The 13,872-nt window shown below is 43.5% G+C and carries 10 protein-coding genes and 2 rRNA genes; 9 read left to right on the forward strand and 3 right to left on the reverse strand.

Annotation, left to right across the window (positions count from 1 at the left end; genetic code table 11):
- Positions 1 to 6: 6 nt before the first annotated feature.
- From NSU13_RS00920 to NSU13_RS00930, 3 genes are all read left to right on the forward strand, one after another.
- Positions 7 to 1,482 (forward strand): hypothetical protein, encoded by a 1,476-nt coding sequence (locus NSU13_RS00920; protein WP_211044113.1) that lies wholly within the window; start codon positions 7 to 9, stop codon positions 1,480 to 1,482.
- Positions 1,483 to 2,003: 521 nt separating this feature from the next.
- Entirely contained in the window at positions 2,004 to 2,477 is a 474-nt protein-coding gene (locus NSU13_RS00925; RefSeq protein ID WP_142946775.1) for a GNAT family N-acetyltransferase, read from the forward strand.
- Between the two features lie 107 nt (positions 2,478 to 2,584).
- Positions 2,585 to 3,601: a serine hydrolase gene (locus tag NSU13_RS00930; RefSeq protein WP_342489752.1), complete on the forward strand. Its 1,017-nt coding sequence runs from the start codon at positions 2,585 to 2,587 to the stop codon at positions 3,599 to 3,601.
- 37 nt (positions 3,602 to 3,638) lie between these two features.
- Here the strand turns inward: NSU13_RS00930 and NSU13_RS00935 are convergent, their stop codons facing one another.
- Positions 3,639 to 4,208, reverse strand: a complete 570-nt coding sequence (locus tag NSU13_RS00935) for a DUF4825 domain-containing protein (RefSeq protein ID WP_342489753.1) — start codon at positions 4,206 to 4,208, stop codon at positions 3,639 to 3,641.
- Between the two features lie 152 nt (positions 4,209 to 4,360).
- Here NSU13_RS00935 and NSU13_RS00940 point away from each other — a divergent pair, with 152 nt between their 5' ends.
- From NSU13_RS00940 to NSU13_RS00950, 3 genes are all read left to right on the forward strand, one after another.
- Positions 4,361 to 4,804, forward strand: a complete 444-nt coding sequence (locus NSU13_RS00940; protein ID WP_211044115.1) for a DUF2521 family protein — start codon at positions 4,361 to 4,363, stop codon at positions 4,802 to 4,804.
- Between the two features lie 58 nt (positions 4,805 to 4,862).
- Positions 4,863 to 5,576 (forward strand): N-acetylmuramoyl-L-alanine amidase CwlD, encoded by a 714-nt coding sequence (gene cwlD / locus NSU13_RS00945; RefSeq protein ID WP_034283867.1) that lies wholly within the window; start codon positions 4,863 to 4,865, stop codon positions 5,574 to 5,576.
- 103 nt (positions 5,577 to 5,679) lie between these two features.
- Positions 5,680 to 6,738: an Mrp/NBP35 family ATP-binding protein gene (locus tag NSU13_RS00950; RefSeq protein ID WP_024425873.1), complete on the forward strand. Its 1,059-nt coding sequence runs from the start codon at positions 5,680 to 5,682 to the stop codon at positions 6,736 to 6,738.
- A 37-nt stretch (positions 6,739 to 6,775) separates the two neighbouring features.
- Here NSU13_RS00950 and gerD read toward each other — a convergent pair whose 3' ends face one another.
- Complete coding sequence (gerD, locus tag NSU13_RS00955; RefSeq protein WP_065215438.1) at positions 6,776 to 7,354, reverse strand: spore germination lipoprotein GerD; 579 nt, start codon at positions 7,352 to 7,354, stop codon at positions 6,776 to 6,778.
- 90 nt (positions 7,355 to 7,444) lie between these two features.
- On the opposite strand from gerD, the gene NSU13_RS00960 reads away from it, so the two are divergent.
- Positions 7,445 to 8,047, forward strand: a complete 603-nt coding sequence (locus NSU13_RS00960) for a KinB-signaling pathway activation protein (RefSeq protein WP_034283864.1) — start codon at positions 7,445 to 7,447, stop codon at positions 8,045 to 8,047.
- Here NSU13_RS00960 and pdaB read toward each other — a convergent pair.
- Positions 8,040 to 8,804: a polysaccharide deacetylase family sporulation protein PdaB gene (gene pdaB, locus NSU13_RS00965; protein WP_024425619.1), complete on the reverse strand. Its 765-nt coding sequence runs from the start codon at positions 8,802 to 8,804 to the stop codon at positions 8,040 to 8,042. The genes NSU13_RS00960 and pdaB overlap by 8 nt on opposite strands.
- A 376-nt stretch (positions 8,805 to 9,180) precedes the next feature.
- Here pdaB and NSU13_RS00970 point away from each other — a divergent pair.
- Positions 9,181 to 10,729, forward strand: a 16S ribosomal RNA gene (locus NSU13_RS00970).
- A gap of 182 nt (positions 10,730 to 10,911) precedes the next feature.
- Positions 10,912 to 13,842 (forward strand): 23S ribosomal RNA (locus NSU13_RS00975).
- Together the 16S and 23S rRNA genes form the textbook arrangement of a ribosomal RNA operon.
- Positions 13,843 to 13,872: the final 30 nt, after the last annotated feature.

Consider the following 13,872-nt stretch of genomic DNA (forward strand, 5'->3'; position numbering starts at 1 on the left):
TAATAGATGAAAATAAGTGAATACTTTAATCTGAAAAGAAAACAAAATGAATTAGATTTTGTAGATATTGATTTTGAAAATGATATGCCACTTTTTTTAGATCCATATTTTCTATCTATTAGAAATGACAGATGGTCTCAACAAGCAAATGCTACTCTTGAGAATTTTTTTCAATATACCTTAGCGCAGTTTAAAAATGGCAGAGTTGACGAAGTGCGAAATAATTTTAGATTTACAGAGCCCTCTGAAACGTGTCTAGGGTTATCCAAGAAAGGGGTGCAAGGAAAAAGTATTGGAGATGAAGATGCTACTAAACTATATCAACATATTCTAGATAGTAACGCACTTAACGATGGTTTGATTTCTAGTGTTAATGAAATAAAAATATTTGTTGAGAATATTTCTCATGACAAAATATCTGATCTATGCACAAATGTAATCCGAAAACATCTTATCCAGTATACTAAAAGCCAGTGTGAGTTATATGGAATAAAGTTGGAGAAAGAAATTGCGACTAGAGAGTACTGGGACTCAGAAAATTTAGAATGGAAATCAAGCTATGAAGAAATGCTTGTTATAAATGATAAGCCAATACTTCTAGTGCCTAAGTCTATTGTGTGTAGAAAAAAAGGTTTTTTTTATGACTCTGAGAAGTATGCACGTCATTTTGTTTTAAATTTTTTAGTAAGTGAAGAGTTACGATTAAACACAAGCTTAGTTAAAAGAAAAAAGTTAAAGAGTGGAGAAATTAAGAAATCTATTGTCAAAGAAGATGTTGCTAAAAAGCATAATGCTTATAGTAAGAGCTTTTTAAGAACATTCACTAAAAGACACCCCGATTATTTCGATTCATTTAAGGCAACTGCGAAGAACAATTTATCATCATTATCAAATGAAGATATACTTGAGGATTATAGCGATGAATATTACTTGGATATAATTAGAAATCTCATTCAGGGCTTTTCTGATATCCGCCCTGGAACAACGGAGGCAAACAAATTTCATGAACACATTATTGCTTGTATGAATTTTCTTTTTTATCCAAGTCTTACAAATCCAGTAAAGGAAAAAGAGATAAATCAAGGTAGAAAGAGAATAGATCTATCCTATAACAATGCTGCTGAAGAAGGGTTCTTTTTTAATTTGCAAACTGTTAAAGATATTCCTTCAGCATACATTTTTGTAGAGTGTAAAAACTATACGAAGGACGTTGCTAATCCTGAACTGGATCAATTAAACGGAAGGTTTTCACCAAATCGTGGAAAGGTTGGTTTTTTGGTATTCCGTACTAGTCGTAACAAGGAAGTACTTTTTCAGAGATGCGCCGACTATTATGCAGATAACAAAAACTTAATATTACCGATGCAGGATGAAGATTTTATTTCTATTTTGTCTAAAATGAAAGAAAATTCATTTGAAAGGACAAACAGACCACAAGAGGATTTTTTAAATGAACTAGCCCAAAAAATTATCTTAGCTTAATAATTAGTTTGTTTCTAGAAAATAAATTTTATTAAGCTACATCCATCGTTTAGGTTCAAATGATACTATTTTTAAAAACTCATCATATATCGTATTCATCTGATTTTTTAAAATTAATGTATTGAAGCTTTTGATTTTTCAAGTGTACATAATAAAATTCTCAGTTTAAGCTCAGCATTAATTAATTTTATGAATGTTTTTCAGACAAACAGTAACAAAAGCATCAGCTTTATCGGTGCTTTTTTATTTTTCTTATTTCTATGAACTCCAGTAAACTTATTAAGATAAATAATTTTTTATCATTCCAAATATCCCTTCTCTTTCGAATAAGCAGAAGAGGGGCATGGCCATGAGGATCTTTGATGCACATTTCGAGGAAACCAAGAGTACACTCGCTGAGTTATGTGGTGGATGACAGCTGTTTGATGAAAATGAAGCTGATCAAATCTTATATAAGAACGCTCTCAATTGGTATTTTGGCAAGTGAAGACAATTTCCATCCATCCTAGGAGGTGCTTTCATTGAATCTAAATCAATTGACATTTAGAGAAGCCGTGCAAGAAGATCTCGACAGGATCATTTTCATGCTTTCAGATGATAAGTTAGGTCAAAAGAGAGAGCGTTACACTCGCCCGTTATTAGAAAGCTATATCAAAGCCTTTCATTCAATCGATGCTGATCCAAATATTGAACTCATTGTTGCGTGTGACCAGGAAGAAGTAGTTGGTGTTCTTCAGTTAACCATGACGCCATTTCTTACACATCAAGGAGGATGGAGAGCATCCATCGAAGGAGTTCGGACGGCTTCGACCCATAGAGGAAAAGGAGTCGGCTCGCTGCTTATAAAGTGGGCCATTCAACGCGCAAGCGACCGCGGATGTCATATGGTCCAGCTGACAACAGACAAACAGAGGCCAGAAGCACGCCATTTTTATGAGAAATTAGGGTTTGAAGCCACGCATGAAGGAATGAAGCTACATCTGCCCCATGAATAAGGACATCAAGAAGCGGAGGATTCACGAACCTCTGCTTTTTTGTGCCTTTATTTGAAATATTTGTTATATTAAACATGTAAATCCTCTGTTATTTGGAAAGGAGAAACATGTTGCAGAAAATCGGTTTAAAGGAAGCGATGGAAGACCTTTTGACATTTGTAACAAAGAACAAAAAGGAAGTATCAGTGACAATCATTGAAAATGAAGATGTGGTGTTAGAGTGGAATGCTGATCAAAAAACGCCACTTGCAAGTACGGTGAAATTAGTGGTTTTATTTCATTTTGTTAAAGCTGTATCCAGCAGTGGCATCAAGCTAGAGGAAAAAGTGGCATTGTCTGATATAGAACGGTATTATATTGATGGAACAGACGGTGGTTCACACAAGTACTGGCTGGAGGTCAATAATTTTTCTGAGCATGCGACTTTATTAGATGTTGCCAAAGGGATGATGCAATTCAGTTCGAATGCTTGTACGGATTATTTGATTGACCGGCTGGGCTTAGAAAAGATCAATGATCGGATGAAAGAAGCTGGTCTTATAGAACATGATGAACTCATGCCGCTGACGCCAAAGTTGTTGTGGCCCGCTTATGTATCTGATCATGAGCAGGATGCATTAAAGCAAATGAGCGGTGTATCTCATGAGCAATATAAATCTCTAATGAGTGAGATTTTTAATATCATGAAAAATGACCCAGAGCATAAAAAGGTGTTAGAAGAAAAAATGATGAAAAATGACTTATTAAGCTTTCATATTCAATCATTACTGACGCAAAAGTTGACAAAGTCTACAACCAATCAATATGCACATTTTATGAAACGTCTCCAGGATGAGCTGTTAACAATAGAAGAAAAGAGTCTTTTTAGCCAAATCGTACTGGGAGAAACATTGAAAAAGGAAACAGATCAATATCTTTGGTATAAAGGCGGAGCAACATTGTTCGTTTTCACAGGTGCTTTATATCGAAGAACAGATACATCCTCTATATCCATTTCTCTTTTTATCAATGATCTGAAAGCGAACAATTCTCACTGGATTGGGGAAGTATTCAACGAATTTATGCTTACTACAGCAGTGGATCAAAACTTTCGCCAACGATTGATTCAGGCTTTTACTAAATAATCATCAAAAAAACAGAGGGGAGTCTCCCTCTGTTTTATTATTTCTCCATGGGAAACGTTTTGTATACATCTTGGCGTTTCTCTTTTGACTTCACAACTCCATCAACCAGTTCCTTTTGCCAAAGTGTTGTATCGTCTTTGTACTTTTTAAAAGGATGAGGGAGTTTTTTTTCTATCTGTTTTCTTTTAAACGTGACGGACGGCTCGTCTTTCGAGCTCATGTTAAGTGTCACTTGCTCTACGTTATCGACAAGAATAAAAAGTGCGATGGCGTTGTATAAATACGTTTTTTCGATCGTATCCTTTTGATCAAACCAGAAGGCGTCAAACTGTTCTTCTGTATAGCCGGCATTTTCTTTTATCCCATACGTGACGTCTAATGCTTTCCCATCGATGATTTCAAATTCACGAATGACGCCTCCAGGAAGATCTGATAAGATTTCACGAATGGCTGAATTGTCACCGAGATACGTGTTTTTGTGTGTTGAAAGTTGTTTTAAGGATATGTCTGCTATTCCTTTCATATCGCTCTTTTTCTCTGTGGCTTGACTGCTGCATGCAGATAGGACGACTGTTAATAGCAGCAGGATATACATCCATTTCTGCATTGATTTTGCCCCTTTATCATTCTTTCTATATGTAAATGTCTATTTTATCACAATTTTCCATTTCGATCGTTCACAGGCCGTCATTTCCATTTACTGAACTGCATGTTTTGTTCAAACCAACGAACAATACAAAGAAAAAAGGAGTTCAGTCCATGGCAGAAGTGCTTTCATTTTATCAACTGAAAACAAAACGAGATGTCACGCTTGAAAAGAAGCTTTTGCGTACATTGTCTCTTCAACAAGTAACGGCTGCTTCCGAGAAATTCACAAAGAAGCTGTTTCCATTTGCAGATGATCCAGCGGGTATTATGAGTGATGGCTGCATCGATTTCGCCATTGAAGCTTTCTTAGCAGGCGGAAGATACGGTGAGTCGAGTAAATACGGCGAGTCGTTTGACGATATCAAGAAGCGATCCTCCCAGGAGGAAGCTGAGCTGATTGAAGAGCTCGCAGGGTGGTTGCAATCGTGGGGGAATATGTTCCGTATGGAGCGGAAGATGTCATGTTTATATCCATTTGCGAAAGATTTTTTAAGCATGTGGTGGCAGGAAGGCTTTCGTGAATCAGAAAAAAGACACAAGCTTCGGCTGCACTAAGCATATTTCCAGCCCTTGTCCCATATCTATAAAATAATGGTGTATGGGAGGGACAGGGATGAAAAGAAAGCTGAAGTGGACAGGGTTTTTAATTGGGTTTATTGTCCTCTTATTCTTATTCAGGTTTCAATTTCTAAATGATGATTCGTGGAAATCGTGGAATTTGCCTCTAAGCGGGAAGATCATCTATTTAGATCCGGGTCATGGCGGTCCAGATGGCGGGGCTGTAGGAGGAGAGCTGCTTGAGAAAGAGATTGCACTGGATGTTTCCATGAAGATACGGGACTATTTGCAGGAGCAGGGCGCGCTTGTTCTCATGACCCGAGAGGATGATTCTGATTTATCATCAAAGAATACAAGGGGATATGCCCGAAAGAAAGCGGAGGATTTAAGGAACCGCGTAAAAGTCATCAATGAGTCTGAAGCAGACCTCTATTTAAGCATTCATTTAAATGCGATACCATCAAACAAATGGAGCGGGGCGCAGACGTTTTTTTATGGAAAGTATGAAGAGAATGAAAAGGCAGCGAAGTTTATTCAAGATGAATTACGCAGAAATCTTGAAAACACAGATCGAAAGGCGAAGCGGATCAACGGCATTTATTTAATGCAAAATGTCACAAAGCCAGGAGCTCTTGTGGAAATTGGATTTCTCTCCAACCCGAAAGAGGCTGGCCAGCTGGCAACACCTAAATATCAGGATCAAATTGCTGCCTCTATTTATAAAGGGATTTTAAGATATTTAACAGAGCAAAAAGAGCCGCCTGAATAAGGGGCTTTTTCCTTTTGATCGCAGGCAAACAGGACAGACATTGTAAGGATATGTATGATATACTTGGATTGTAAACGAATTCAATAAAGGGTGAGGTTCTGCTATGATCGGACAAGATGATGTGAGAAAATTAGTTGGGAAGATGGACGAACCTTTCCTTCATATACCGCTTGGTGAGCTGGATGCCATCAAGGAAATCAGCCTAAAGCCTGAGAAAGAGCATGTGAGCCTAAAGGTGGCTATTGCCAAAACAGGCACTGCTGAGCAGATGAAGCTGCAGCAAGACATCGTACAAGCTTTGAAAGCAGCAGGCGCTAACACAGTAGGACTTCGTTTTGAGGAACTGCCTCAGGAAACACTTGAAAAGTTTATGCCATCACAAGATGAGGAAGAAACCCTGCTTAACTCTAAAAATCCGCCTGAGTTCTTAGCGATTGCGAGTGGAAAGGGCGGCGTTGGTAAATCGACTGTTTCTGTTAACCTTGCTGTAGCGCTGGCTCGTCTAGGGAAAAAAGTCGGGCTGATTGATGCTGATATTTATGGCTTTAGTGTACCGGATATGATGGGAATCACTGTCAGACCAACAGTTAAAGGGGAAAAAATTATTCCTGTGGAGCGCTTTGGTGTCAAAGTGATTTCAATGGGCTTTTTTGTTGAAGAAAATGCACCGGTTATTTGGAGAGGACCGATGCTTGGAAAAATGTTAAATAACTTCTTCCATGAAGTTGAGTGGGGAGAATTAGATTACTTACTATTAGACCTTCCGCCTGGAACGGGAGATGTGGCGCTTGATATTCATACAATGCTGCCTAGCTGTAAAGAAATCATTGTCACTACACCGCATCCGACAGCTGCCTTCGTTGCAGCAAGAGCAGGCGCAATGGCACTGCAAACAGATCATGAGGTGCTCGGGGTCGTTGAGAATATGAGCTATTATGAAAGCAAAAAAACAGGTGAAAAGGAATACGTCTTTGGAAAAGGCGGCGGGGACAAGCTGGCTGAAGAGCTGCGTGTATCAGTCCTTGGCCAAATTCCTTTAAGACAGCCTGATTGGAATGAGGACGATTTTGCGCCTTCTGTCTATGATGCAAGTCATCCGACAGGAGAAGTGTATCAACACATTGCGAATAAAGTCATTGAACAATTAGCAGTGAAAGCATAATGAAAGCCCGAGTGGATGAATGCCACTCGGGTGATGTTTAACTGTCGCTTCCTTGTGATCCGGATTCACTGCTGCTTTCGGATGCTGCCTTTTTGAGCTCATCTTCGAATTTCTTCTTATAAAGAGGGCTGCTTAATGTTTCCGTAATGACTTTTTCTAAGTGTTTTCTAAACTCTTTGCTTTTTACCAGTTCACCGTATTTCTTTTCCATCTCAGGATCCTTGAGAATATCCATCATCAGCTGTTGATAGTCAGGATCCTTCATTAATTGTTTTAACATTCTTTCATGCTGTTGCTGCATGGATTTTGCGAAAGTCTCGGCAAATTTAGAATCCTCAAAGACCTTCTTCCAGAACTCTTTGCCTTTATCAGAAGTCAGTGTTTTCTCTATCGTTTTTTTCACAGTTTGTTCATCCATTACCAAAGCTTCATTCATTGCCTCGTCATTTAATAACTGTTGAATGGCCTTTTTACCGTCATCTGTCTTTAATATATCGACGACCATTTTTTTTGTTTCGTCATAGTCCATATTAGATGAGGATTGGGTTTTGGGAGCACAAGCTGTTAGAGATAAAAGAAGAAAACAGCTCATTATACGCAAGATGCCTTTTGACATACTGTGGCTCCTTTCGTTACATGTCTTACTTTTAATATGAATGTTTCACGTAAATTTATACATAACAAAAATAGGGGTTGGATCAATTCAATGAAAAGTCGGGATTTAGTTCGTTTTTTCTTCTCTGTGCTAGCTGTTGGAGCGGTCATTACAAGCGTGGTAGGCTTTGCGCTGGAGTGGGGGAAATATCAGAAGCTTTTTATATCGTTTGAAATTCTAGAGATCGCATCTGTGTTGTTTTGGTTCATTGGTGTAGGGATGATCTTTAGTGTCATTAGCCAGATGGGGTTTGTTGTCTTCTTGACGGTGCACCGGTTTGCGTTAGAGATTTTCCGGTCACATTCTTTATGGAATACCATTCAGCTGTTTCTTGTGATTTTTGTGCTGTTTGATTTAGCTTACTTGCGATTTTTGTTTTTCGGGGAGAATGATTCATTTCTTCCATACTTGTGGCTGCCTGTTTTTATCGGTGTGTTTGCATTGATCGTGGCTTATTTTAAACAGCAGCAGTCCTCTAAGAAAACATTTGTTTCTGCAATGTTTCTCATGGTCGTCATCACGTCGTTAGAATGGTTCCCGGCGCTCAGAGTCAATGAAGAGGACTGGCTGTATTTAATGCTGTTCCCGCTATTAGGCTGTAATGCGTTTCAGCTGTTAGCGATGCCGCGGTTTTCAAAAGCGAAAGCTACTTAACTTCTGATGACTTTGTTTTCGTGTTGGAGATCAGTTCGCCAACTGTCACATTTTTTAAATGCTTTTCTTTTATTTGTTTCAAAATAGCGGGTAAGGCTTGAGCGGTTTGGGTTGCTGAATCTGAGGCGTGAAGGAGAACAATGTCTCCGCTTTTCATTCGATCATTTACATTTTGAACAATTTGGTCGACACCCGGATTCAGCCAATCCTGTGAATTGATGCTGTAATGAACAACGGTATAACCGTACTGTGTGGCAATTTTCAGTGCTGTTTCGTTAAACTGTCCAGTTGGCGGTCTTAATAGTTGAATGTCATCTAGTCCAAGCTTTTGAAATGTATTTTGTGCACGGACAAGATCTTGCTTGATTTCACTATCTTCAAGCTGGCTATAATTTTTATAAGCATAGCCGAGGCTTCCAATTTGATGGCCGTCCTCCCTAATTTGTTTCACGATATCAGGATGACGCTCAGCCCAAGAAGCAGACAGAAAGAAAGTGGCGTTCTTTATACCGTACTCTCGAAGGACATTTAAAATAGGAACAGCCTTCTCATCCCCCCAGCCAATATTAAAAGTGAGAGAGACATGTTTTGATGAAGTCTCTCCTTTATAAATGGCTCGGGGTCCATGTTCAGTTTTAAATACCGACAGCGGCGGTGCCTTTTGTACATAAAAAAAGGTTGCGGCTGCAAGGGCTGCTACAAGAATAATGACAACTTGCTTCAGCCGTTTAATAGGCAACACATATAATCGACTCAATTCAAACACTCCTGCCTTGTCCAAGATTGTTACTTGATTGTATGCAGAACAAGGGTTTAAGATGCTTAATAAAACTATTTCAAAAAAAGTTTCGAAAAGGCGTTGACCGAGAGAATGTTTTCGTGATATATTATTAATCGTCGCTGACACACAGTGACAAACACAAAACGCTTCGGGAAATAAACTTGAAAAAAGTTGTTGACATAAGATGAAGCGAAATGTTATATTATTAAAGCCGCTAAGAACGGCGGAGATGATCTTTGAAAACTAAACAAGACAAAACGTACCTGTTAATTCGAGTTTTTATAAAAAAATCCTATGAAATTTCATAGGTAGTCAGTCAAACTGGCGAAAAGCAAAACTTCGGTTTTGTATTTTTTCGGAGAGTTTGATCCTGGCTCAGGACGAACGCTGGCGGCGTGCCTAATACATGCAAGTCGAGCGGACAGAAGGGAGCTTGCTCCCGGATGTTAGCGGCGGACGGGTGAGTAACACGTGGGTAACCTGCCTGTAAGACTGGGATAACTCCGGGAAACCGGAGCTAATACCGGATAGTTCCTTGAACCGCATGGTTCAAGGATGAAAGACGGTTTCGGCTGTCACTTACAGATGGACCCGCGGCGCATTAGCTAGTTGGTGGGGTAATGGCTCACCAAGGCGACGATGCGTAGCCGACCTGAGAGGGTGATCGGCCACACTGGGACTGAGACACGGCCCAGACTCCTACGGGAGGCAGCAGTAGGGAATCTTCCGCAATGGACGAAAGTCTGACGGAGCAACGCCGCGTGAGTGATGAAGGTTTTCGGATCGTAAAGCTCTGTTGTTAGGGAAGAACAAGTGCGAGAGTAACTGCTCGCACCTTGACGGTACCTAACCAGAAAGCCACGGCTAACTACGTGCCAGCAGCCGCGGTAATACGTAGGTGGCAAGCGTTGTCCGGAATTATTGGGCGTAAAGGGCTCGCAGGCGGTTTCTTAAGTCTGATGTGAAAGCCCCCGGCTCAACCGGGGAGGGTCATTGGAAACTGGGAAACTTGAGTGCAGAAGAGGAGAGTGGAATTCCACGTGTAGCGGTGAAATGCGTAGAGATGTGGAGGAACACCAGTGGCGAAGGCGACTCTCTGGTCTGTAACTGACGCTGAGGAGCGAAAGCGTGGGGAGCGAACAGGATTAGATACCCTGGTAGTCCACGCCGTAAACGATGAGTGCTAAGTGTTAGGGGGTTTCCGCCCCTTAGTGCTGCAGCTAACGCATTAAGCACTCCGCCTGGGGAGTACGGTCGCAAGACTGAAACTCAAAGGAATTGACGGGGGCCCGCACAAGCGGTGGAGCATGTGGTTTAATTCGAAGCAACGCGAAGAACCTTACCAGGTCTTGACATCCTCTGACAACCCTAGAGATAGGGCTTTCCCTTCGGGGACAGAGTGACAGGTGGTGCATGGTTGTCGTCAGCTCGTGTCGTGAGATGTTGGGTTAAGTCCCGCAACGAGCGCAACCCTTGATCTTAGTTGCCAGCATTCAGTTGGGCACTCTAAGGTGACTGCCGGTGACAAACCGGAGGAAGGTGGGGATGACGTCAAATCATCATGCCCCTTATGACCTGGGCTACACACGTGCTACAATGGACAGAACAAAGGGCTGCAAGACCGCAAGGTTTAGCCAATCCCATAAATCTGTTCTCAGTTCGGATCGCAGTCTGCAACTCGACTGCGTGAAGCTGGAATCGCTAGTAATCGCGGATCAGCATGCCGCGGTGAATACGTTCCCGGGCCTTGTACACACCGCCCGTCACACCACGAGAGTTTGCAACACCCGAAGTCGGTGAGGTAACCTTTATGGAGCCAGCCGCCGAAGGTGGGGCAGATGATTGGGGTGAAGTCGTAACAAGGTAGCCGTATCGGAAGGTGCGGCTGGATCACCTCCTTTCTAAGGATATATGGAGCAGCGTACGTTTTCGTCTTGTTTAGTTTTGAAGGATCATTCCTTCAAAACATGTCTCTAGCGAGACAGGATTGTTCTTTGAAAACTAGATAACAATAAGTAATACATTCACATTGAATGCAATGCAAAGTTCATCACACATAGTGATTCTTTCTAAAGTAAGAAATGGTTAAGTTAGAAAGGGCGCACGGTGGATGCCTTGGCACTAGGAGCCGATGAAGGACGGGACGAACACCGATATGCTTCGGGGAGCTGTAAGCAAGCTTTGATCCGGAGATTTCCGAATGGGGAAACCCACTGCTCGTAATGGAGTAGTATCCATACTTGAATACATAGAGTATGAGAAGGCATACCCGGGGAACTGAAACATCTAAGTACCCGGAGGAAGAGAAAGCAAATGCGATTCCCTGAGTAGCGGCGAGCGAAACGGGAACAGCCCAAACCAAGAGGCTTGCCTCTTGGGGTTGTAGGACACTCTATACGGAGTTACAAAGGAACGATATAAGCGAAGAGGTCTGGAAAGGCCCGCCAAAGAAGGTAACAGCCCTGTAACTGAAATGTTGTTCTCTCCAGAGTGGATCCTGAGTACGGCGGAACACGTGAAATTCCGTCGGAATCCGGGAGGACCATCTCCCAAGGCTAAATACTCCCTAGTGACCGATAGTGAACCAGTACCGTGAGGGAAAGGTGAAAAGCACCCCGGAAGGGGAGTGAAATAGATCCTGAAACCGTGTGCCTACAAGTAGTCAGAGCCCGTTAACGGGTGATGGCGTGCCTTTTGTAGAATGAACCGGCGAGTTACGATCCCGTGCAAGGTTAAGCAGAAGATGCGGAGCCGCAGCGAAAGCGAGTCTGAATAGGGCGCATGAGTACGTGGTCGTAGACCCGAAACCAGGTGATCTACCCATGTCCAGGGTGAAGTTCAGGTAACACTGAATGGAGGCCCGAACCCACGCACGTTGAAAAGTGCGGGGATGAGGTGTGGGTAGGGGTGAAATGCCAATCGAACCTGGAGATAGCTGGTTCTCTCCGAAATAGCTTTAGGGCTAGCCTCAAGGTAAGAGTCTCGGAGGTAGAGCACTGATTGGACTAGGGGCCCCTACCGGGTTACCGAATTCAGTCAAACTCCGAATGCCGATGACTTATCCTTGGGAGTCAGACTGCGAGTGATAAGATCCGTAGTCGAAAGGGAAACAGCCCAGACCGCCAGCTAAGGTCCCAAAGTATACGTTAAGTGGAAAAGGATGTGGAGTTGCTTAGACAACCAGGATGTTGGCTTAGAAGCAGCCACCATTTAAAGAGTGCGTAATAGCTCACTGGTCGAGTGACTCTGCGCCGAAAATGTACCGGGGCTAAACGTATCACCGAAGCTGCGGACTGTTCTTACGAACAGTGGTAGGAGAGCGTTCTAAGGGCTGTGAAGCCAGACCGGAAGGACTGGTGGAGCGCTTAGAAGTGAGAATGCCGGTATGAGTAGCGAAAGACGGGTGAGAATCCCGTCCACCGAATGCCTAAGGTTTCCTGAGGAAGGCTCGTCCGCTCAGGGTTAGTCGGGACCTAAGCCGAGGCCGAAAGGCGTAGGCGATGGACAACAGGTTGATATTCCTGTACCACCTCCTCACCATTTGAGCAATGGGGGGACGCAGGAGGATAGGGTAAGCGCGGTATTGGATATCCGCGTCCAAGCAGTTAGGCTGGGAAATAGGCAAATCCGTTTCCCGTAAAGGCTGAGCTGTGATGGCGAGCGAAATTTAGTAGCGAAGTTCCTGATTCCACACTGCCAAGAAAAGCCTCTAGCGAGGTGAGAGGTGCCCGTACCGCAAACCGACACAGGTAGGCGAGGAGAGAATCCTAAGGTGATCGAGAGAACTCTCGTTAAGGAACTCGGCAAAATGACCCCGTAACTTCGGGAGAAGGGGTGCTTCTTAGGGTGTTAAAGCCCCGAGAAGCCGCAGTGAATAGGCCCAGGCGACTGTTTAGCAAAAACACAGGTCTCTGCGAAGCCGTAAGGCGAAGTATAGGGGCTGACGCCTGCCCGGTGCTGGAAGGTTAAGAGGAGCGCTTAGCGTAAGCGAAGGTGCGAATTGAAGCCCCAGTAAACGGCGGCCGTAACTATAACGGTCCTAAGGTAGCGAAATTCCTTGTCGGGTAAGTTCCGACCCGCACGAAAGGCGCAACGATCTGGGCACTGTCTCAACGAGAGACTCGGTGAAATTATAGTACCTGTGAAGATGCAGGTTACCCGCGACAGGACGGAAAGACCCCGTGGAGCTTTACTGCAGCCTGATATTGAATGTTGGTACAGCTTGTACAGGATAGGTAGGAGCCTTGGAAACCGGAGCGCTAGCTTCGGTGGAGGCATCGGTGGGATACTACCCTGGCTGTATTGACCTTCTAACCCGCTGCCCTTATCGGGCAGGGAGACAGTGTCAGGTGGGCAGTTTGACTGGGGCGGTCGCCTCCTAAAATGTAACGGAGGCGCCCAAAGGTTCCCTCAGAATGGTTGGAAATCATTCGCAGAGTGTAAAGGCACAAGGGAGCTTGACTGCGAGACCTACAAGTCGAGCAGGGACGAAAGTCGGGCTTAGTGATCCGGTGGTTCCGCATGGAAGGGCCATCGCTCAACGGATAAAAGCTACCCCGGGGATAACAGGCTTATCTCCCCCAAGAGTCCACATCGACGGGGAGGTTTGGCACCTCGATGTCGGCTCATCGCATCCTGGGGCTGTAGTCGGTCCCAAGGGTTGGGCTGTTCGCCCATTAAAGCGGTACGCGAGCTGGGTTCAGAACGTCGTGAGACAGTTCGGTCCCTATCCGTCGCGGGCGCAGGAAATTTGAGAGGAGCTGTCCTTAGTACGAGAGGACCGGGATGGACGCACCGCTGGTGTACCAGTTGTTCTGCCAAGGGCATCGCTGGGTAGCTATGTGCGGACGGGATAAGTGCTGAAAGCATCTAAGCATGAAGCCCCCCTCAAGATGAGATTTCCCATTCCGCAAGGAAGTAAGATCCCTGAAAGATGATCAGGTTGATAGGTCTGAGGTGGAAGCGTGGTGACACGTGGAGCTGACAGATACTAATAGATCGAGGACTTAACCTATATTCTAATGTGAAGTTTGAATATTGTTAT

The sequence above is a fragment of the Bacillus sp. FSL M8-0049 genome (assembly GCF_038593355.1).
Taxonomy (GTDB): domain Bacteria; phylum Bacillota; class Bacilli; order Bacillales; family Bacillaceae; genus Bacillus; species Bacillus safensis.

Excerpts from the sequence above, each read along its gene's own strand:
- NSU13_RS00960 (WP_034283864.1), top strand. The coding sequence starts at position 7,445 with ATGAAAAGTCGGGATTTAGTTCGTTTTTTCTTCTCTGTGCTAGCTGTT.
- NSU13_RS00930 (WP_342489752.1), top strand. The coding sequence starts at position 2,585 with ATGTTGCAGAAAATCGGTTTAAAGGAAGCGATGGAAGACCTTTTGACA.
- NSU13_RS00950 (WP_024425873.1), top strand. The coding sequence starts at position 5,680 with ATGATCGGACAAGATGATGTGAGAAAATTAGTTGGGAAGATGGACGAA.
- cwlD (WP_034283867.1), top strand. The coding sequence starts at position 4,863 with ATGAAAAGAAAGCTGAAGTGGACAGGGTTTTTAATTGGGTTTATTGTC.
- NSU13_RS00935 (WP_342489753.1), bottom strand. The coding sequence starts at position 4,208 with ATGCAGAAATGGATGTATATCCTGCTGCTATTAACAGTCGTCCTATCT.
- NSU13_RS00920 (WP_211044113.1), top strand. The coding sequence starts at position 7 with ATGAAAATAAGTGAATACTTTAATCTGAAAAGAAAACAAAATGAATTA.
- NSU13_RS00940 (WP_211044115.1), top strand. The coding sequence starts at position 4,361 with ATGGCAGAAGTGCTTTCATTTTATCAACTGAAAACAAAACGAGATGTC.
- gerD (WP_065215438.1), bottom strand. The coding sequence starts at position 7,354 with ATGTCAAAAGGCATCTTGCGTATAATGAGCTGTTTTCTTCTTTTATCT.